The organism is Microbacterium sp. ABR10 (genome assembly GCF_057812175.1).
In genome coordinates, this window is sequence record NZ_CM173821.1 from 164,491 (window position 1) to 184,856 (window position 20,366).

Consider the following 20,366-nt stretch of genomic DNA (forward strand, 5'->3'; position numbering starts at 1 on the left):
GGCTCATCATGTCTCAGCCGCAGGTGCGCGCGCCGTATCCGGCCTTCACCTCGGTCGCTGCGCCACCCGCGTCGGTCGCGGTGACCGTCACGGTGCCGGCCGCCAGCGACGACGCGCGCACCGTGAAGCTCTGCGTCGTCGTCTTGCCCGCGGCGAGGGATGCCACCGTCTTCGACCCGTGGTCCGACGTCATGTTCAGCGAAACCGGGGCATCGTCACGGTTGGTGACCGACACCGCCAGCACCACCTTGCCCGCCACGCACCGGCTGGTCACGGCGGCCGTGACCTCGGGACCCGGCGAGGGAACAGTCTGCGGCTTCACGCTCTCGAGCGTTGGGGTGACCTTCTGCATGAGGCCGTCGGCGCCGAACGTCACCTTGTCGATGGTGGTCTCGCGGTTGTTCCCGTTGCCGTTCGGCATCGCGAAGCGGTGGTACGCGATGTACCAGTCGTCGGTTCCGGGAACGTTGATGATCGAGCTGTGGCCCGGCCCCTTGATGCCGAGAGACAGGTCCTTCTCGAGGATCACGCCGCGGTACGTCCAGGGCCCGTTCATGCTCGTCGCGGTGGCGTACCCGACGCGGTAGTTCTCCGATCCGGTGTCATCGATTGCGTAGGTCAGGTGGTACAGGCCCTTCCGGTAGTTGAAGAACACGCCCTCGCGGAAGTCGGTCAGGCCGTTGATCCGCTGGTAGGTGCCCGGCTTGATCGACTTCATGTCGTCGGCCAGCTCTGCCAGAACGGGGGAGCCGTTGCCCCAGCCGAGGTACCACTTGCCCGTCACCGGGTCGTGGAAGGCGGCGGGGTCGATGGCCTGGCCCGACGTGACGGCCTCGTTGTTGAGGATCATCGCGTTGGGCTCCGCCGTGAAGGGCCCCTCGGGGTTGTCGGCCACGGCGACACCGATCGTCTTGCGGTCGAGGGCGGCGTTGTGGCCGCTGAAGTAGAAGTAGTACTTCCCGTCGCGCTCGATGATGGTGGGCGCCCACGCGTTGCCCGTGGCCCACGGCACGTTGCCGTTGGTACCGTCGAGCGTGAGGAAGGGCGTCGCCGACCGCGTCCAGTCCGTCAGGTTCTTCGACTTCCAGACGTAGAACTCTTTGCCGCCCCAGCCGGGGAAGCCGTCGGACGTCGCGTAGATGTAGTACGTGTCACCGAACACCGCGATGTTCGGGTCGGCGTACAGGCCGGGCAAGACGGGGCTGTTGACCACGCGCGCCTCGATCTTCCACTCCGCCTTCGCACCCGAGGGCGTCGTGACCGTGTAGGTCACCGGCTTCGTCAGATCGACCGTGGTCCCTGAGGCCGGCGACACCGTGGAGCCGGGGACCGTGGTGAAGGTCGGGGCGAGCTTCGACACGTCGGTTCCCTTGACCACCGGAAGGATGACGGTGCGCGCCTTGCCGTCGGTGATCGGAGCCATCTTCAGCTTCTCGGGCTGCGTGAGCGACACGTCGAGCAGCTGGTCCTCGACGCCCGCGTTCTGCAGGATCTCCGTGTTCGACAGCGCCCGGTTGTACACCCGGACGTTGTCGTACCAGCCCTGGAAGTACCCGTCCGCGCTGTACAGCGACTTGCCGAGATAGCCCATGAGGTTGGAGCCGAGCTCGCTCACCGAGGCGTTCAGGGCGAGGTTCTCATCGACCTTCACCCCGTCGATGTACATGCGCAGCGTCTTGCCGTCGTAGACGAGGTCGTACTTGTGCCACTGGCCGCTCGAGATGCTGCCGGTGACGTCGGACTCGTTCTGCCACGTCGCCTTCGTGATCGCGGTGCGCGCCTCACCGCCCCGCACCCGCAGGAAGGAGTACTTGTCCTGGCTCTGCCCGAAGGCGAAGGTGAAGAAGTTCCCGCTCGTGCGCTCGGACTTGATGTCCATCGAGACCGTCATCGTGTCGCGGCCGTCGAAGAACCCGGTCGGGAACGAGGCGAAGCCGTTCGCCGCACCGGTCAGCTTCAGAGCCGAGCCCTTCTCGGCATCCGTAGCGATGGATGCCGTGCCGGAGGCGGTGAGGTCGGCGTCGCCCACCGAGTCGGCGAGGGAGCCGTTCTCGAACGTGTACTCCGCGATCGGGCCCTGCTGGGGCTCTTCCGGTGTGACCGGGGTGTCGCCGTACTTCTCGAGCAGACGCGCCTCTTCCGCCTTCGAGAGGCGCAGGACGGACCCGTGACGGAAGCTCTGGTCGAACGAGAATTGGTTCGCTCCGGGACCGGCGCTCAGCTGGGTGTATTTGTTGCCGGCGAGTGTGTCGGCGGTGTGAGCGTAGTAGTTGAACTCGTCGCCCATGACCGACCATCGACCATCGGGCAGCTGGTAGACGGTGAGACCCTCCATGCGGCCGCGCAGACCCGCCGCGGCAGCTCGCCCGGGAGCGATCTTCTGCGTCCAGGGACCGTCGAGCGACGGGGCGGTGTCGACGACCGTGTCCCAGTCGGAGGTCGAGAACCGGTAGTAGGTGTCGCCCTCCTTCGCGATGGTCGAGTCGATGATGTTCCGACCGCCCTGACCGTCGCCCTTCGGGTTCAGCGTCGTCCAGATCTCGGGCTTGGTGAACGTCGTGAAGTCACGGGTCTTGGTGAGGTACATGCGCAGCGCCCAGTCGGGCGTGTTGTTGTCGGTCTGGTCGCGCGCGGCCCAGTACACGTAGTACTCGCCGGTCGCCTCGTTGTAGATCGCCTCGGGCGCCCACACGCAGCCGGCCTTGTCGAAGCCGGCGAAGACGATGCGCTGGTCGCTCCAGTTCACCAGGTCGGTGGATTCCCAGACGACGAGGTTCTGGCTCGCGTTCAGCTGGTCCCAGCCCGAACCGCCGGCTCCGCCGCCTTCGGCGTGCAGGTCGGTGCCGATGATCCAGTACTTGTCGCCCTCGGGGGAGCGCACGAGGTGCGGGTCGCGCACGCCGAGGTCGCCGCCCAGGTTCGCGAGGATCGACTTGTTGTCGTTCAGCTTCTCCCAGTGCAGACCGTCGGTGCTGTGCCCCATGAAGATCTTCTCGTAGCCGCCCTCGGTGGCGAAGTGGGTCCACAGGTATCCGGCCGTGTAGTCCTTGTCGAGACCCGCCGGAGCGGCCTTGACGGTGACCTCGATCTGACGGGTGACGGAGGTACCGGATGCCGCGGCGGTCAGCGTCACCTTCGTGTCGGTCGCGCCGCGCGTGACGACGCCGGCAGCTTTGCCGCCGGTCGCCGACGTCGAGATCACACCCGACGGCGAGGCCGACCACGTGATGGCCGTGCCGTTGACCGACCCGGTGGCCGGGAGGGTGATGTTGCCGCGCACGTCGGTGGCGTTAGGAATGCTGATCTTGTCGAGGTCGGCCTTCGCGAGCTCGGCGTTGCCCGGCATCGCTGCCACGGTGACGGCGAAGGTGCGGGTCTCGGTGGCCGAGCCACGGGTGAGGGTCGCCGTCAGCGTCGCGGTGGCGGGCTGCTGTCCGGCCGCCGGGCGCGTGACCTTGCCGGTCGCGCTCACCGCGGCGGTGTTGCTGGAGGCCCAGCTGATGGCGGCGCCGTTGACGCCCGTCGTGGGCAGACGCAGGTCGGCGGTCACGGCGCTCAGGTCGCCGAGCGAAAGGGCCGCGGCGTCGCGCTGCAGACGGGCGGCGTCGGTGGGCACGAGGGCTGCGACGTCTGCTGCCGACAGGGCGGCGTTGTAGACCCGGAAGTCGCGCACGCTGCCGGCGAGGCGGCGGTCGGCGTTGTAGACCGAGCGGCCGATGTAGTTCGCCGCGGTGGATCCGCCGCCGATGGCGCTCGGCTTGGTGGTGACGCCCGTGGCCTGGCCGACCTGCGCGCCGTCGAGGTAGATGCGCGCCGTGTCGGTGGCGTCGTCGAGGGTGTAGGTGAGGGTCTTCCACACGTCGCGCTGCAGGTTGGCGTTGCTGTTCACCGTCTGCTCGGTGCTCCAGTTGCCCGTCGCGATCGACGTCTTGTACGAGTTGCCGGTCGAGTAGAGGTAGCCGTTGCCGACACCCCCGCCGTCCGTGTTGCCGAGGCCGTAGATGAAGTACGGCGTGCCCTGATCGCCGCGCACCAGGACGTCGGTGCTGATGGTGATCGAGTCGAGGCCGGCCAGCAGGTTGTCGGGCAGGTCGACGTAGTCGTCGGTGCCGTCCAACCGCACGCCCTCGCCGCCCGTCAGGGCCGCGCCTCCGACGTAGGTGGCGTTCCGACCCTTGCCGGACGCATCGACGGCGGTGGTGCCGCTCGCATCCGTGAGGGGGTAGTGGGCGACCAGCCGGTCGTCGGCGGCGGCAGCGGGCTGCGCGGCGACGAGGGCGCCGGTCAGCGCGAGGGCGAGTGTCGCGACGCTCGCGAGCGCGCGGCGGGGCAGGGGGTGCTCCATTGCGATCCTTTCGAACAGCCGTCGTTGGCTGCCGTCGTGCAGGGATGCTGAATGTTATCGCTCACAGCCACGGGGAACAAGACCCCACGGTAGCCGGTGCCGTGCGGGTCGGCCGCAGCCGACGCGCACGGATCGCATGGACGGCGGAGGATTGCCCCGCGCCAGTGGTACCGCTAACCTGAGCACCACGATCGGCATCCGCCGTCGCCTCACGGGAGCGCGCGAGCGCTCTCGAGGTCGTCCTTCCCGGGGGCGGCCGACGCGCCGCCGCCTCGGCGCACCACCCCACCGCTTCGCCTCGGCCCCCACCGTCGAAGCTGCGCGCACAGCGCCGAGAGAAAGGTCTCGAAGATGAGATCACCGGTCACCCGCCCACCCCGAGCCGTGCGTTCGCGTCGTGTGTCGAAGGCGCTGACCGCGTCTGTCACCGGCGTGCTCGTCGCCTCGACGATGAGCATGGTCGCGCCCGCAGCGCACGCCGCCGACGTGCCGGCGCCCACGGCGCACTACGACATGTCGCACTCGGGCACGTCGCTCCTCGATGTCTCGGGCAATAGCCGCAACGCCTCGCTCACCGGGTTCACCGACGCGTCGTTCGCCGACGCGGCCGGCGACGCCGTGCTGCGATTCAAGGCCGACGGCTACGCCGCGCTTCCCAAGGGCCTGGTCACCGGCACCGACAACGACTTCACCGTCGAGTACACGGTCGCCGCGCAGTCCGCGGCGAACCACTTCGGGTGGGTCATCGGCGACGGCGTCGGGCCGTGGAACACCACGCAGCTCGGCAACCACATCTTCCTCAGCCCGCGTTCGGCGCAGGGCGGTTACACCGACCAGGTGCTCGCCGCCATCCGCGTCAAGAGCGGCAGCAGCAACGGCGAGACGCGTATGCCCGCCGGCGGCGGACTCAACCCGGGGTTCACGACCCTCACGATGGTCGGCAGCGGCAACACGTTGACGCTGTACCGCGACGGCAGCGTCATCTCGACCCTCACACACGCCAACTCGCTCAGCTCGATCATTCCCTCGGGCAACGTGCTCGGCTACCTCGGCCGGTCGCTCTACCAGGGCGACTCGCTGCTGCGCGCCGACGTCACCGACGTCAAGTTCTGGGACGCGGCGCTCACCTCCGAGCAGGTCGGGTCGAGCATGCCGACGGCGTCGCAGAAGTCGTCGACCACCTCCGCGCTCCTGCGTGGTGACGTCGCAGCGACCATGCTGCGCTCCAACACCTCGCTCGACAGCGTCTCGAGCAACCTCAACCTCGCCTCGTCCGTGAACGGCGTCGCGCTGACCTGGGCGTCGTCCAACCCGGCCGTCGTGTCGACCACCGGTGTCGTCTCGCGCTCGATCTCGACGAACACCCCCGTCACCCTCACGGCGACGAGCTCGCTGGGCGTCCTGACCTTCGACGTCACAGTCATCGCTCCCAGCGTCTCCACCGACCTGGATGCCATCTCCCTGGCATCCCGCACGACCGAGAACCTGCCGCTGGCCACGAAGGGCGCCGTCAACGGCGCCGCGATCAGCTGGACCTCGTCGAACCCCGCCCTGGTCTCCTCGACCTCGGCCGCGTACGTCGCGCCGGCCGTCGGTGCCGCCGACCCCTACCGCGGCGGCGGTCTCGTCGCACGTCCCGCCTACGGCGCGGGAGACGCGAAGGTCACGCTGACGGCGACGGCCACCCTCAACGGGCAGTCCGCGCAGAAGACGTTCGAGGTCACGGTCGCCGAGAAGGGACGCTGGGCTCCGGATGCCGGATACGCCGCGGCGTACTTCAAGTCCGACGGCGACGAGAAGATCTACCAGGCGGCGACGTCGGGCAACGACTTCTTCTCGTTCTCGCCCGTGAACGGCGGTCAGCCCGTCATCACGTCGACGACCGACACGAAGGGTCTGCGCGACCCGTACATCCTGCGGTCGAAGGACGGCGACAAGTACTACATGGTCGCCACCGACCTGTGCATCAGCTGCGGCACGGGCTGGGGCCCGGCGCAGTCGAACGGCTCGCTCAAGATCGAGGTCTGGGAATCGACCGACCTCGTGCAGTGGACCCGCACGAACGGCGTCAACGAGGGCATCACGGTCAACCAGCCCGAGGCCGGCATGACCTGGGCCCCCGAGGCCTACTGGGACGACGCGCTGCAGTCGTACGTCGTGCACTTCTCGTCGCGTCTGTACAAGGACGCGTCGCACACCAACACCGACAACCTGCAGGCGCGGGTGTTCTACGTGCTCACGCGCGACTTCAAGACGTTCACCTACCCGCCCACCGAGTGGCAGAACACCGGCTTCGCCCGCATCGACTCGACCGTGCAGAAGATCGGCGACTACTACTACCGCTTCTCCAAGAACGAAGAGGGCGGCGCAGCCGACGGCCTCGAGGCGGGCAAGGACATCTTCCTCGAGCGGTCGAAGGTGCTGACCGCGCCGACGACCCGCTCGGACTGGAATGCCGATCCCGAGAAGACGTGGCAGCTCACCGACACCTACATGACCCGTCTCGAGACGAACGAGGTCGGCGAGGGTCCGCAGATCGTCAAGCTCAACGAGGGTGACCCGAACAATGCCGGGGGCGACGGATACGCCTTCCTCGTCGACAACTTCGGTGCGGGCGGATACCGCGCCTTCGTCACCACGGGCGGTGCCATCGCGAGCAGCTCGCAGAGCGACCGCCTGTCGCGTCGCGCCGATTGGAACGTCCGCCCGGTCGGCGGCCTGCCCGCCAGCCCGCGCCACGGTTCGTTCGTGAGCGTGAACCAGTCGGTCCTCACCGCCATGCGCGATTGGACGTCGGTCAAGGCGGTCGCTTCGACCACCGCCCTCACGCGTGAGGGGCGCACGGCCACCGCCGTCGTCGCCGCCGCCGACCGGGGTGACGTCGCGGGCACCGTGACCTTCACGGGCGAAGGCTGGACGCAGACGGTGAAGCTCAGCCAGCGCTCCGCCTCCGTCGAGGTGCCGGCCACGGTGCGCTCGGTGACCGCACGATACGACGGGTACGCCGACGGCCGAGTCACCACGTCGTCGTCCGAGGCGCTCTCGCTGGGTCTCGACCTGTCCGCCGCCGTGGCGAACCGCTGCATCGCTGGGAAGGTGACGCAGGTCGTGACGGTGACCAACGCCGACTCCGTCGCCGCCGACGTCACGGTCGCCGGTGCCTTCGGCAGCAAGAAGATGACCGTCGCCGCGGGCAAGTCCGCCTCGACGACGTTCTCGACGCGCGCGGCATCGGTCGACGCCGGCACGCTGTCGATCGACGCGGTGACCAGCGGTACGAAGAACGACGCGACGTCGTTCACGGTGCCGACTCCCCGGGGCAGCTGCGGCTGATCCTGCGCGGCCGGTGGGTGGCCCGATTTGATCGGGTCATTCGCCGGCGCGCGAGTCGGGGGACCGCCGCTTCTGCGAGCGGTGGTGCCCCGGTTCGACGGTATGCGCCCTCTCGGCGTGACCCTCGATCCTGATTCCTCCTCCACCATCCGGAATACTTGTCTTCGGAAGGTGTTCTCGCTAACATTCATCATGTCGCGGGGCGGGGGATGACCCGGATCCTTCCCGTAACGACCGGAGTGTCCGGTGAGCTTGCTAGTCGTTCGACGTCGGTGTCGGACGAAGAAACGGAGTACACAATGAAGTTTTCCAAAGGTGCCGCGGCTCGTATCGCCGTAGCTGCTGCCGGTGGTCTGGTGCTCGTGGGCACTGCTGGTGCCGCGTTCGCCGCCGAGGTCGGAGACTCCGACGTCGATGTCAACGTGCAGATCGCGCCTGTCGTGGGCCCGGGCAGCCTGAGCCTGACCGTGGCCGGTACGTCGGCCACGCTGACGGAGTCGGCATCCGGCGACGCCGACGTGCGCCAGTTCGACGGCGCCCTGCCCACCGTCACCGTCACCGACACCCGCGACGTCGCCGACATCCCGGCGGACCGCTTCTGGTACGTGGTCGGTCAGGCCTCGGCCTTCACCGGCCCGGGCGGCGCCACCATCTCCCCCGACCACCTCGGCTGGACCCCGCGCCTCGTCGACGCAGGCGAGAGCGGCCTTGTGGCTGAGGGCGAGCCCGTCGCCACGTCCGAGGACACCGGCGACGACGCGGTCGGCCTCGTCGACCAGGAGCTGCTGTACACCGCGCTCGATTCGGCCGCCGTCAAGGAGGGCGGAGAGTCGTCGTGGACCGCCGACGCCGCCCTGGTGTTGAAGACCGAGGCCGGTGTCACGCCGGGCGCGTACTCCTCGACGCTGACGCTGTCGCTGTTCGAGGACGCGTACACCCCGTAAGCTCGAAGCACGAGCGGGCCGAGTCCTGAACAGGACTCGGCCCGCCGTTTCGTATCAGGGACGATGTCGACGGGATCGACGGAGATCTGGGATGGTGACGCAGCGGTATGTCCAAGACACGCCCCTTTCTCGTTCGGATGACGATCGCCCTTGCGGCCGTCGTCGCTCCGCTCCTCCTCGGCGTACCCGCGGCATCCGCGGCATCCGCCGACGACATCACCTGGTCCGTCACCCCCGCCGATGCATCGGGCGCCGACGACCGCGGCGTCATCCAGCAGGAACTCGATCCCGGGGCGTCGCGCGCCGACTTCCTGGCCGTGCGCAACCTCAGCCGCACGGAGGTGACGTTCGCCCTCTCCGCGGCGGACGGGTACTACACCGACACCGGCCGGTTCAACATGCTGCCCTCCGATCAGGAGTCGGTCGATGCGGGTCTGTGGATCGACCTGCCCGACTCGGTGACCGTCGGCCCGAACGGCACCGTCGTCGTGCCCTTCACCACGACGGTGCCGGAGGGCGCCATCCCGGGTGACCACGCGGCGGGCATTGCCGCATCCGTCTCCTCCACCGGTACCGACGCCAGCGGCTCCGAGGTCGGGGTCGAGAGCCGCGTCGGCTTCCGCGTGATGACGCGCGTCACCGGCGACATCGTTCCCTCGTACTCCGTTTCGGGGGTCGAGTCGGGATACGACATGTCGTGGAACCCGTTCCGTCCGGGCTCCGCGAGCACGTCGTTCACGGTCGAGAACACCGGCAACGCCAGCCTGCTCGTCACCGGGGCGACGATCATCGGCACCGGATCCGCGGTCTTCCCCGCCGACGGCGCACCGCGCCAGGAGCTTCTGCCGGGGGAGTCCCGCTCGTTCACCGTTGCGGTCGCCGACGTCTGGCCCACCTTCTTTGTGCCGGGGTCCATCGACCTGGCGCCGACGGCGACCGATCTGGGCGGCGGTGCCGTCGAGGTCGCACCCCAGTCGACGGATGCGTCGCTGTGGGCGCTCCCCGTGCCGCAACTCCTCGTCCTGCTCGGCGTCCTCCTGATCGTCGCGGCCCTCTTCTGGCGCCGCCGCCGCTTCACGGCCGCCCTCGACCGTGCGCGCGAAGAAGGGCGTCTCGCGGCGAACGGCTCTACCGCCGCCTCCGCCGGCCTCGTCTCGCCCCCGGCGACGGGAGCGGCCCCCGGCCGCGCTGAAGCCGCGGACTCCGCGCCCACGGAGGGGCGCCGATGACCCTCTCGGCGACGGCGCTGCAGCGAGACGACGTCGTCTCCGTCGACGTCGACATCACCCCCCTTCCGACGGTCCTTCCCTCCGCCCCCGCGGGCGTCGCGACGTCGCCGTCGGGTGTGCCCGAACACGGATGGCTCGCGGCCACCGGGTTGGAGCCGGCCTGGCTGATGGCCGCCGGGGCCATCGTCGTCGTGGCCGTCGGCGCTGCTCTGCTGCATCGTCACCGCCGCCGCGCGTGAGAGCGCGGCCCCCGTCGCCGCGTGTGTCATCCGGCGGCGAGGGCATGGGGCGCGGGCCTCACGTCCGGCCGTGACGCGTGCGGGGTCGGCGGAAAATATGGAATGTTGTGATCAGGCCTTTTCGGTGTGGTCCGTGGCCTACCGTGTGCATCGGGATCGTCCGGTGCGCACCTCGCCCATGATGTTCGGATCGGAAGACCTCAATGCCCCAGTCCTCGAGTCGCGGGTGGCAGCGGCCCAGCATCTACGACGTCGCGCGTCGCGCCGGCGTATCGCACATGACGGTGTCGCGGGTCTTGAACGGTCACCCGAACATCCGCGAGACGACGCGCGCGCGCGTCTTGCAGGCGATCGAGGAGATGAACTACACGCCGAGTTCGATCGCCCGGGCCCTCGCCACCCGGCGAGCCCGCAGAATCGGCGTGCTCATCGACGGCCCCGTGCAGAACGGTCCGAACAGCACCCTCCGCGCCCTCGAGAAGGCAGCGCGCGAGGTCGGGTACGCCGTGAGCGCGTTCTCGATCGGCGATGACGACGCGTCGCAGATGGATTCCGGGGTGATGGAGCTCGTCACCCAGGGGGTCGACGCGCTGTGCGTCATCGCCCCGCGCGAGTCATCGCTCGATCTTCTGCGGCAGCAGACCACCGGCCTTCCCACGATCGTCATCAAGGCCGAGGCGGATGCCGCGTGGCACACGGTCGGCGTGGATCAGCGCGAGGGCGCGCGACTGGCCGTGCGGCACCTCATCGGGCTCGGTCATCGTCGCATCGCCCACCTCGCCGGTCCCATGGACTGGTTCGACGCCCGTGAGCGCATGGAGGGCTGGCGCGAATGCCTCGCCGAGGCGGGTCTGCCGGAGGGACCGATCATTATCGGCGACTGGACGTCGGACTTCGGCTTCGAGTTCGGAAAATCTTTCGACCTGGGCGACACCACCGCCGTGTTCGCGGCGAACGACCAGATCGCGTTGGGCGTCATCCACGGGTTGCACGGTCGCGGCATCCGCGTTCCCGAAGACGTGAACGTCGTGGGGTTCGACGATCTGTCCGACGCGCGACACTTCCTTCCGCCGCTGACCACGGTCCGCCAGAATTTCGCCGAACTCGGCGAGCTCGCGCTGCAGCAGCTCATCGCCGCGATCGAGGGCGACACCGATCCCAGTCACGACACGATCCGGCCGAAGCTGATCGTTCGCGAGTCGACGACGGCCGTCGTACCCGGCTGATCTGCCACCGGATCGTCGCGGTCGGGCGCTCCGATCGGGCCGTGATCGAGTTGTGATCTGAAACCGGGAAATTCTCGTGAAAAAGTCTTGCGCTCTTGAATGTTAGCGCGCACACTAAGGAAGACCAGGAGTGCCGCTCACAGCTGCACAGCATCCCCTCTCCAACCCGAACGCTGGAGAGATCTCAAGGAGGAGAACAAATGTCGATTTCGAAGCGCATGCGCGGCGTCGTCGGATTCATCGGTGTGGGCGTCGTCGCCCTTGGCCTCGCCGGCTGTGCCGGTGGCGCCGATGCAGGTAGCGGTGAGGGCGACGCCGCAGGCGATATCACCACGGTCGGCTTCGTTGCCGTCGGTCCCGAGGGTGGATGGCGTAACGCCAACGAGCAGGCGATCAAGGACGCATTCACCGCGGATGCCGGCTTCGACCTCAAGTACGCCCCCGCGGCCAGCCCCAGCGACCAGAAGTCGCAGCTCGACGCCTTTGCGACCTTCGTCAACGACGAGGTCGACGTCATCCTGCTCACGGCCACCGAGGCTTCGGGCTGGGAGTCCTCGCTCGAGCTCGCCAAGGAGGCAGAGATCCCGGTCGTGCTCCTCGACCGCGGCGTCGACGCGTCCGACGACCTCTACGTCACGCGCATCGCTCCCGACAACAAGCAGGTCGCGGAGTCGGTCGGCTCGTGGGCCGTCTCGACCTTCCCGTCGGGCGCGAAGTACTTCGTGCTCGAGGGCGTCCCCGGCCTGTCGGTCGTGAACGAGCGCAACGAGGGCTTCGACGCCGAGGTCAGCAGCGCATCGGGCTTCACCAAGGTCGGCGCGCAGACCGCCAACTGGAAGACCGACGAGGGCAAGTCCGTCGTCGAGACCGTCCTGAAGGCCAACAACAACGACATCCAGTTCATCTTCGCCCAGAACGACGAGATGGGCATCGGCGCCGCTCAGGCCGTCTCCGCCGCGGGCCTGACCCCCGGCACCGACGTCAAGATCGCCACCATCGACGGCACCAAGGGTGCGCTCGAGGCACTGGCCGCCGGTCAGCTCAGCTTCGTCGCTCAGTACAACCCCTTCTTCGGCGACACCGCCGTTGACGCCGTGAAGTCGGCCATCGCCGGCGACACCGTTGAGAAGACGATCATCGTCGACAGCGCGACCTTCGACTCGCCCGAAGCAGCCGAGACGGCGCTGTCCGAGGGCCTGGGCTTCTAAGCCCCGTCCCACCTGCTCGACAGTTCCACTTCAGGAGTGGGGGCGGCCCGCCCGGGCTGCCCCCGCTCCGCATTCCCCACCCGCTCCGTACCAGCGAGGAAGTTCGTCAGCGATGACAGAATCCCTACCGATCGTCGAAGTCCGCGGCGCATCGATCACATTCCCCGGCGTCAAAGCCCTCGACGAAGTGAACTTCCGACTCCTGCCGGGAGAAGTCCATACCCTCATGGGCGAGAACGGCGCGGGCAAGTCCACGCTCATCAAGGCGCTGACCGGCGTCTACCAGATCGACTCCGGATCGATCCTCATCTTCGGCGAGGAGCGGCGCCTGACCGGCACCGCCTCGGCGCAGGCGGCCGGCATCTCGACCGTCTACCAAGAGGTCAACCTCTGCACCAACCTCACCATCGGTGAGAACGTCATGCTGGGCCACGAGATCCGCGGGCCGTTCGGCATCAACTGGCGCGCCACGCACGCTCGCGCCAAGGAGGCGCTGACCGGCATGGGTCTCGGCCACCTCGACCCCCGTGCTCCGCTGTCATCGATCTCGATCGCCCTGCAGCAGCTCGTCGCCATCAGCCGCGCGATGGTCACCAACTCGAAGGTGCTCATCCTCGACGAGCCGACCTCGAGCCTCGACTCCGCCGAGGTCGAGGTGCTCTTCACCGTCATGCGTCGCCTGCGCGACCAGGGTGTGGCCATCCTTTTCGTCTCGCACTTCCTCGATCAGGTCTACGCGATCAGCGACCGCATCACGGTGCTGCGCAACGGCGGTTTCGTGGGCGAGTACCTGACCCGCGACCTCGACCGCACGCAGCTCATCTCGAAGATGATCGGCAAAGACATCGAGGCGCTGCGCGCCCTCGGCTCCAATCGCCAGGTCGACGCCCGCGATCGCAACGAGACCCCCGTCTACGCCGCCGAGGGCATCGCTCGCGCGGGAGCCCTCGCCCCCACCGACATCGAGATCCACAAGGGGGAGGTGGTCGGCTTCGCCGGCCTGCTCGGCTCCGGTCGCACCGAACTCGCTCGCCTCATCGCCGGCGCCGATCGCCCTGACGCGGGCACCGTGCGCCTCAAGGGCAAGAAGGTCAACGTCAACTCCCCGGTCTCGGGTCTGGGCAACCACATCGCCTACTCGACCGAGAACCGTCGCGACGACGGCATCATCGGAGACCTCAGCATCCGCGAGAACATCATGCTCGCGCTGCAGGCCAAGCGCGGGTGGCTGCGCCGCATTCCCGCCAAAGAGGTCGACCAGCTCGTCTCGACCTACATGGAGCGTTTCAGCGTCCGACCGAACGACCCCGAGCGCCCGATCCGCCTGCTCTCGGGCGGCAATCAGCAGAAGGTCCTGCTGGGCCGGTGGCTGGCGACCGACCCCGAACTGCTGTTGCTCGACGAGCCGACCCGCGGCATCGATGTCGGCGCCAAGGCCGACATCCAGGAAACCGTCGCCGAGCTCGCCGAGGCGGGGATGAGCGTCGTGTTCATCTCGTCCGAGCTCGAAGAGGTCGTTCGCCTGTCCGAGCGCATCGTGATCATGAAGGACCACGAGAAGGTCGGCGAGATCGTCAACGGCCCCGACGTCACCGCCGAGCGCGTCGTGTCGATCATCGCGGCCGAGACCGAAGAAGAGGCAGAAGCCCAGACCGAGGCCCTCGCCGAAGGAGAGACCCGCTGATGACCGTCTTCAAGTCGCTTCTGCGCACCCCCTGGTTCTGGGGCATCATCGGCATCGTCCTGCTGCTGTCGCTGAACGTCATCAAAGACCCGACCTACCTCTCGGTCGGTATCAACCCGACGACCGGACAGCTCTCGGGCAACCTGCTCGACATCCTGCGGGTATCGGCGCCGATCATCATGATCGCCCTCGGCATGACCTTCGTCATCGCCACGAAGGGCATCGACCTCTCGGTCGGCTCGATCATGGCCGTCGGTGGTGCCGCCGCCATGGAGCTCCTGCGCTCGATCAACGAGGCGAGCTCGTTCGGCGCCATGTTCATGGCGATCGGCCTCGCGCTGCTGCTCGGCGCGGTCCTCGGTCTCGTCAACGGCCTGCTCGTCTCGGTCGTGGGGCTCCAGCCGTTCATCAGCACGCTGGTGATGATGCTCGCCGCCCGCGGTATCGCCCGCGTCATCACGGGCGGGCAGAACACCAACTCGCAGAACCAGCCGTTCCAGCAGATCTCCAACGGCCAGGTGCTCGGACTGCCGATCAGCTTCGTCACGGCGATCGTCATCGTCGTGATCGTCACCGTGATCATGCGCCGCACCGCACTGGGTCTCATGATCGAGTCGATCGGTGTGAACCCCGACGCGAGCCGCCTCGCCGGCATCCGTCCTCGTCCAATCCTCATCACCGTCTACGTGCTCTCGGGCATCCTCGCCGCCGGCGGTGGTCTGTTCACGGTGTCGGAGGTCATGACGGTCGACGTCTCGGGCACCGGCTACCAGATGGAGCTCGACGCGATCCTCGCCGTCGTCATCGGCGGCACCTCCCTCGCCGGAGGCAAGTTCTCCATCCTCGGGTCGACCATCGGGGCTCTGCTGATCGCAACCCTGAACAAGACCGTGCTCTTCCTCGGGGTCTCCGCCGCGGCGACCCCGGCCTTCAAAGCCATCGTCATCGTGCTGCTCGTCCTGCTGCAGTCCGAGCGGGTGAGGACCTTCGTCCTCCAGGCCGGACGCCGCCGTACCCGTAAGGAGGTCGTCGCATGAGCACGACCGTCTCACCCCCGTCGCCCTCGCACGGCACCGAGGTCCCGGTGCGGGGCCTGGCGATCTCCCGCATGTGGGGTCGCAGCCAGTCCGCCGTCCCGACGCTGGCCGCCGTCGTGCTCCTCGTCGCGATGCTCGTGTACGCCGAGCTCGCATACGGCCGCGTGTTCCACGCCGGCACCATGTCGAGCCTGCTCGTCAGCTTCGCGCCCACGATCATCCTCGCCGTCGGCATGACCATCGTCATCCTGTCGGGAGGCATCGACCTCTCGGTCGGCGCCGTCGTCGCCTTCACCTCGGTGTCGGGCGTCATGCTGATGAACAACGGCGTCAACGGCTGGGTCGCCGTCATCCTGATGATCGTGTTCGGCGCTCTGTTCGGTCTCGTCTCGGGCGTCCTGATCCAGTACTTCAACGTGCAGCCGTTCATCGCCACGCTGGCCATGATGTTCCTCGCCCGAGGTCTGGCATCCATCCTCTCGACCGTGCCGGTGCAGGCACCGGACAACTCCCCGATCCTGGTGCTCGCCACCGACTGGAAGCTGTACGACGGTCCCAAGACGAACGACCTCGTGCTCACGCCCGGCTTCTTCATCGCCGTGCTCGTGGTCGCAGCCGCCTTCATGCTCCTGCACCGCACCCGCACCGGCCGCACGGTGTACGGCATCGGCGGGGCCGAGAACTCGGCGCAGCTGATGGGACTCCCCGTCGCCCGCACCCGCGTGCTCATCTACGTGCTGAGCGGTGCCCTCGCCGGCCTCGCGGCCGTCGTCTACACAGCCGAGGTGGGCGGGAAGGCGCAGAACGTCACCGGCATCGGATGGGAACTGGATGCCATCGCCGCCGTCGTCATCGGCGGAACGCTCCTGACCGGCGGCGCCGGCTACGTCCTCGGTTCGGTCGTCGGTTCGCTGGTGCTCGCCGCCCTGGCCATGATCATCACCAAAGACGGTGGCATCCGCCCCGAATACCTGACCATCATCACCGGCGGTATCCTGCTCGCGTTCGTCCTGCTGCAGCGCGTGCTGACCGCGCGACGCCGAAAATGAGCACCGTCGTCGACCCGCACACCCGCAAGGAGAACACCGTGGCAGCGTCCCCTGCTGACATCGCCCCCGGCGTCCAGGAATCCATCGACCGTGTCCGTGAGGACGTCGCCCGGCTGCATGCCGAACTGGTGCGCTACAACCTGATCGTGTGGACCGGCGGAAACGTCTCGGGTCGCGTGCCCGGCGCCGATCTGTTCGTCATCAAGCCCTCGGGCGTCTCGTACGACGACCTGGCGCCCGAGAACATGATCCTGTGCGACCTCGACGGCAACGCGATCCCCGGAACGCCGGGCAGTGAGCGCAGCCCCTCGAGCGACACGGCAGCCCACGCCTACGTGTACCGCCACATGCCCGAGGTCGGCGGGGTCGTGCACACGCACTCCACCTACGGCGTCGCGTGGGCGGCCCGCGGAGAAGAGATCCCCTGCGTCATCACGGCGATGGCCGACGAGTTCGGCGGACCCATCCCGGTCGGCCCGTTCGCGATCATCGGCGACGACTCCATCGGCCGGGGCATCGTCGAGACCCTGCGCGGTCACCGTTCGCGCGGCGTCATCATGCAGAACCACGGTCCGTTCACGATCGGCTCCAACGCGAAGGATGCGGTGAAGGCGGCCGTCATGCTCGAGGACGTCGCGCGCACCGTGCACATCGCCCGCGAGGCGGGACCGCTCATCCCCATCCCGCAGGAACACATCGACGCGCTCTACAACCGCTACCAGAACGTGTACGGCCAGAACACGGACGCGCGCCGGTGAGCGCCGTGACCACCTCGCCCGCCGAGGTCATCGCCTCCGGCCGCGCCGTGCTCGGCATCGAACTCGGTTCGACGCGTATCAAGGCCTGCCTCGTGGATGCCGACGAGCCCACCCGCGTCCTGGCCACCGGCTCGCACGCCTGGGAGAACCGCTACCGCGACGGCAACTGGACGTACTCGTTGAACGACGTCTGGACGGGTGTGCAGACCGCCTACGCTGCGCTGGCTGCCGACGTGCAGCGTCTCCACGGCGTCGCGATCGAGACGCTCGCCGCGGCGGGCGTCTCGGCGATGATGCACGGCTACCTCGCATTCGACGCCGAGGGGGAGCTGCTCGTGCCCTTCCGCACCTGGCGGAACACCTCCACCGAGCGGGCCGCCGGCGTGCTGTCGGAGCTGCTGGGCACGAACATCCCGCTGCGCTGGTCGATCGCGCATCTCTACCAGGCGGTGCTCGACGAAGAAGACCACATCCCCGACGTGGCATCCTTCACCACTCTCGCCGGGTACGTCCACGAGAAGCTGACCGGCCGTCGGGTGCTCGGCATCGGGGACGCCTCCGGCATGTTCCCCATCGACGTCGCCACACGCGACTACGACGCCGTCATGGCGGCCAAGTTCGACCGCCTCGTGGCGGAGCGTGCCCCGGGCCTCCGCCTCCGCTCGCTGCTGCCCGACGTGCTCGTCGCCGGCGAAGCCGCGGGGGAACTGACCACCGAGGGTGCGGCGCTCCTGGATCCGACCGGCGCACTGCGTCCGGGTGTGCTGTTCTGCCCGCCCGAGGGCGACGCCGGCACCGGTATGGTCGCGACGAACTCCGTCGCCCCCCGCACCGGCAACGTCAGCGCGGGTACGAGCATCTTCGCCATGGTGGTGCTCGAAGGGCCGCTTCGCCGCACGCACGACGAGCTGGATCTCGTCACCACCCCCGCCGGCGACCTCGTCGCAATGGTGCACTGCAACAACGGCGCGAGCGAGCTCGCCGCCTGGGTGGGGCTGTTCGAGCGGTTCGCGGCCATCGCCGGCGGCACCCTCGACCCCGACGAGGTGTTCGAGGCGCTGTTCATGGAGTCGCTGGACGGCGCGCCCGACGCCGGCGGCCTGCTCGCCTACAACCACCTGGCGGGAGAACCCATCGCGGGTCTGCCGGAGGGGCGGCCGCTCTTCGTCCGCACGCCCGACAGCCGCCTCACGCTGGCGAACTTCATGCGCGCGCAGCTGTACGGCGTGTTCGGCACCCTCGCCCTGGGCATGCGCGTGCTCGCCGCCGAGGGTGTGGAGCTCGACCGCATGTACGCGCACGGCGGTGTGTTCCGCACGGCCGGGATCGCGCAGCGCTTCCTCGCCGGTGCGCTGGACGCGCCGGTCGCGGTCGCGGCAACCGCGTCCGAGGGTGGGGCGTGGGGGATCGCGGTCCTCGCAGCATTCGCCGCAGACACCGCGGGCGACCCGATCGACGCCTACCTCACCGACCGCGTCTTCGCGCAGGCGGGGTTCGTCTCGATCGACCCCGACCCCGAGGACGTCCCCGGGTTCGCCGCTTACCTCACCCGATACCGCGCGGGGCTCGCCATCGAGCACGCCGCGATCGCGGCGACGTCCTGACCTCGGCCGTCGCCACTCCCACCACAAAAAGGAATTCCCGCATGACCCGCACCACTCTCCGGAACGATCTCGACGGCTACGAGGTCTGGTTCGTCACCGGCAGTCAGAACCTCTACGGAGAAGAGACCCTCAAGCAGGTCGCCGAGCAGTCGCAGGCCGTCGTCGAGGGACTCGCCGGCCTGCCCGTCAAGGTCGTCTGGAAGCCCGTGCTCAAGGACTCCGACAGTATCCGCCGCATGGCGCTCGAGATCAACGGCCGCGACGACGTCATCGGCGTGATCGCGTGGATGCACACGTTCAGCCCCGCCAAGATGTGGATCTCGGGGCTCGACGCCCTGCAGAAGCCGCTGCTCCACCTGCACACGCAGGCGAACGTCGAGCTGCCGTGGAACGACATCGACTTCGACTTCATGAACCTGAACCAGGCCGCCCACGGCGACCGCGAGTTCGGCTACATCCAGACGCGTCTCGGCATCTCGCGCAAGACCGTCGTCGGCCACGTGTCGAACCCGGCCGTCCGCCAGCAGATCGAGGACTGGGAGCGCGCCGCCGCCGGCTGGACCGCCGCCCGCACCCTCAAGCTCGCCCGCTTCGGCGACAACATGCGCTTCGTCGCCGTCACTGAGGGCGACAAGACCGAGGCCGAGCTGCGGTTCGGCGTGCAGGTCAACACGTGGGGCGTGAACGAGCTCGTCGAGGCCGTCGAGGCGGCATCGGATGCCGACATCGACGCGCTCGTGCAGGAATACGTCGACAGCTACGACGTGGCATCCGAGCTTCTTCCGGGCGGCGCCCGCCACCAGTCGCTGCGCGATGGCGCGGCGATCGAGCTGGGTCTGCGCTCGTTCCTCGAGGAGGGCGGCTTCGGCGCCTTCACCACCTCGTTCGAAGACCTCGGTGCGCTCAAGCAGCTCCCCGGTCTCGCCGTGCAGCGCCTCATGGCCGAGGGCTACGGCTTCGGCGCCGAGGGCGACTGGAAGACCGCGATCCTCGTGCGCGTCGCCAACGTGATGGGCGCGGGCCTGCCCGGCGGCGCCTCGCTCATGGAGGACTACACGTACGACCTCGTGCCCGGTGCCGAGCGCATCCTCGGCGCGCACATGCTCGAGGTCTCGCCCTCGCTGAGCTCGCAGAAGCCGCGCCTGGAGATCCACGCGCTGGGTATCGGCGGCAAGGACGACCCGGTGCGCCTGGTCTTCACCGCCGACCCCGGCCCCGCGCTGGTCGTCGCGATGAGCGACATGCGCGACCGTTTCCGCCTCACCGCGAACGTCGTCGAGAACGTCGAGGCGCCCGACCTGCCGAAGCTGCCCGTGGGCCGCGCCGTGTGGAAGCCCGCCCCCGACTTCGCGACCTCGGCCGCCTGCTGGCTCGCCGCCGGAGCCGCTCACCACACCGTCATGACGACGGCCGTGGGCATCGAGGTGTTCCGCGACTTCGCCGAGATCGCCAAGACCGAGCTCGTCATCATCGACGACGACACCACGGTCCGCGGTTTCCAGAGCGAGCTGCGCTGGAATCAGGCGTACTACCGCCTGGCCCAGGGCCTGTAAGACCCGTCGTCCCGGGCGCCGCACGCCCCGGGACGACGCGGCACTCGCGCGTTCCGGTCACTCGGGGCGTGTGCCGCGCGCCGGTTCACGGCGCACGGAAAGTGCCCCGGACTCGAGGTGGCGGTGGGCCGCCGGAGAGTCCGGGGCACCTCTGCGT

The 20,366-nt window shown here is 68.6% G+C and carries 13 protein-coding genes; 12 read left to right on the forward strand and 1 reads right to left on the reverse strand.

What is annotated here, in order from left to right; genetic code table 11:
• Positions 1-13 precede the first annotated feature (13 nt).
• The gene (locus ACXKZF_RS00775) at positions 14-4,345 is read right to left on the reverse strand and encodes a family 43 glycosylhydrolase (protein ID WP_488985082.1); all 4,332 of its coding nucleotides are present in this window, start codon (positions 4,343-4,345) and stop codon (positions 14-16) included.
• 351 nt (positions 4,346-4,696) lie between these two features.
• Here ACXKZF_RS00775 and ACXKZF_RS00780 point away from each other — a divergent pair, with 351 nt between their 5' ends.
• From ACXKZF_RS00780 to araA, 12 genes are all read left to right on the forward strand, one after another.
• Entirely contained in the window at positions 4,697-7,678 is a 2,982-nt protein-coding gene (locus ACXKZF_RS00780) for an immunoglobulin-like domain-containing protein (RefSeq protein ID WP_488985083.1), read from the forward strand.
• Positions 7,679-7,977: 299 nt separating this feature from the next.
• Positions 7,978-8,622 carry a hypothetical protein gene (locus ACXKZF_RS00785; protein WP_488985084.1) on the forward strand — a complete coding sequence of 215 codons (645 nt, stop codon included), beginning with the start codon at positions 7,978-7,980 and terminating at the stop codon, positions 8,620-8,622.
• Positions 8,623-8,759: 137 nt separating this feature from the next.
• The gene (locus ACXKZF_RS00790) at positions 8,760-9,851 is read left to right on the forward strand and encodes a hypothetical protein (protein ID WP_488985085.1); all 1,092 of its coding nucleotides are present in this window, start codon (positions 8,760-8,762) and stop codon (positions 9,849-9,851) included.
• Positions 9,848-10,090, forward strand: coding sequence for an LPXTG cell wall anchor domain-containing protein (locus tag ACXKZF_RS00795; RefSeq protein WP_488985086.1), 243 nt, complete (start codon positions 9,848-9,850; stop codon positions 10,088-10,090). Before ACXKZF_RS00790 ends, ACXKZF_RS00795 begins: the two co-directional genes overlap by 4 nt.
• A 203-nt stretch (positions 10,091-10,293) precedes the next feature.
• Entirely contained in the window at positions 10,294-11,316 is a 1,023-nt protein-coding gene (locus tag ACXKZF_RS00800) for a LacI family DNA-binding transcriptional regulator (protein WP_488985087.1), read from the forward strand.
• Between the two features lie 200 nt (positions 11,317-11,516).
• Positions 11,517-12,524: a substrate-binding domain-containing protein gene (locus ACXKZF_RS00805; protein WP_488985088.1), complete on the forward strand. Its 1,008-nt coding sequence runs from the start codon at positions 11,517-11,519 to the stop codon at positions 12,522-12,524.
• 112 nt (positions 12,525-12,636) lie between these two features.
• Entirely contained in the window at positions 12,637-14,208 is a 1,572-nt protein-coding gene (locus ACXKZF_RS00810; RefSeq protein WP_055953197.1) for a sugar ABC transporter ATP-binding protein, read from the forward strand.
• A complete protein-coding gene (locus ACXKZF_RS00815) occupies positions 14,208-15,245 on the forward strand; it encodes an ABC transporter permease (RefSeq protein ID WP_055953200.1) in 1,038 nt (345 codons plus the stop codon). The genes ACXKZF_RS00810 and ACXKZF_RS00815 overlap by 1 nt, the downstream gene beginning before the upstream one ends.
• Positions 15,242-16,294: an ABC transporter permease gene (locus ACXKZF_RS00820; protein WP_055953204.1), complete on the forward strand. Its 1,053-nt coding sequence runs from the start codon at positions 15,242-15,244 to the stop codon at positions 16,292-16,294. Before ACXKZF_RS00815 ends, ACXKZF_RS00820 begins: the two co-directional genes overlap by 4 nt.
• The gene (locus ACXKZF_RS00825) at positions 16,291-17,052 is read left to right on the forward strand and encodes an L-ribulose-5-phosphate 4-epimerase (RefSeq protein ID WP_488985089.1); all 762 of its coding nucleotides are present in this window, start codon (positions 16,291-16,293) and stop codon (positions 17,050-17,052) included. The genes ACXKZF_RS00820 and ACXKZF_RS00825 overlap by 4 nt, the downstream gene beginning before the upstream one ends.
• A 5-nt stretch (positions 17,053-17,057) precedes the next feature.
• Positions 17,058-18,656 carry a xylulokinase gene (locus tag ACXKZF_RS00830; protein ID WP_055953468.1) on the forward strand — a complete coding sequence of 533 codons (1,599 nt, stop codon included), beginning with the start codon at positions 17,058-17,060 and terminating at the stop codon, positions 18,654-18,656.
• A gap of 41 nt (positions 18,657-18,697) precedes the next feature.
• Entirely contained in the window at positions 18,698-20,209 is a 1,512-nt protein-coding gene (araA, locus tag ACXKZF_RS00835; protein WP_488985090.1) for an L-arabinose isomerase, read from the forward strand.
• The last annotated feature ends 157 nt before the right edge of the window (positions 20,210-20,366 follow it).

Bases quoted from the DNA above. Each gene is read 5' to 3' on its own strand.
- ACXKZF_RS00775 (WP_488985082.1), bottom strand. From the start codon at position 4,345: ATGGAGCACCCCCTGCCCCGCCGCGCGCTCGCGAGCGTCGCGACACTC.
- ACXKZF_RS00780 (WP_488985083.1), top strand. From the start codon at position 4,697: ATGAGATCACCGGTCACCCGCCCACCCCGAGCCGTGCGTTCGCGTCGT.
- ACXKZF_RS00785 (WP_488985084.1), top strand. From the start codon at position 7,978: ATGAAGTTTTCCAAAGGTGCCGCGGCTCGTATCGCCGTAGCTGCTGCC.
- ACXKZF_RS00790 (WP_488985085.1), top strand. From the start codon at position 8,760: ATGACGATCGCCCTTGCGGCCGTCGTCGCTCCGCTCCTCCTCGGCGTA.
- ACXKZF_RS00795 (WP_488985086.1), top strand. From the start codon at position 9,848: ATGACCCTCTCGGCGACGGCGCTGCAGCGAGACGACGTCGTCTCCGTC.
- ACXKZF_RS00800 (WP_488985087.1), top strand. From the start codon at position 10,294: ATGCCCCAGTCCTCGAGTCGCGGGTGGCAGCGGCCCAGCATCTACGAC.
- ACXKZF_RS00805 (WP_488985088.1), top strand. From the start codon at position 11,517: ATGTCGATTTCGAAGCGCATGCGCGGCGTCGTCGGATTCATCGGTGTG.
- ACXKZF_RS00810 (WP_055953197.1), top strand. From the start codon at position 12,637: ATGACAGAATCCCTACCGATCGTCGAAGTCCGCGGCGCATCGATCACA.
- ACXKZF_RS00815 (WP_055953200.1), top strand. From the start codon at position 14,208: ATGACCGTCTTCAAGTCGCTTCTGCGCACCCCCTGGTTCTGGGGCATC.
- ACXKZF_RS00820 (WP_055953204.1), top strand. From the start codon at position 15,242: ATGAGCACGACCGTCTCACCCCCGTCGCCCTCGCACGGCACCGAGGTC.
- ACXKZF_RS00825 (WP_488985089.1), top strand. From the start codon at position 16,291: ATGAGCACCGTCGTCGACCCGCACACCCGCAAGGAGAACACCGTGGCA.
- araA (WP_488985090.1), top strand. From the start codon at position 18,698: ATGACCCGCACCACTCTCCGGAACGATCTCGACGGCTACGAGGTCTGG.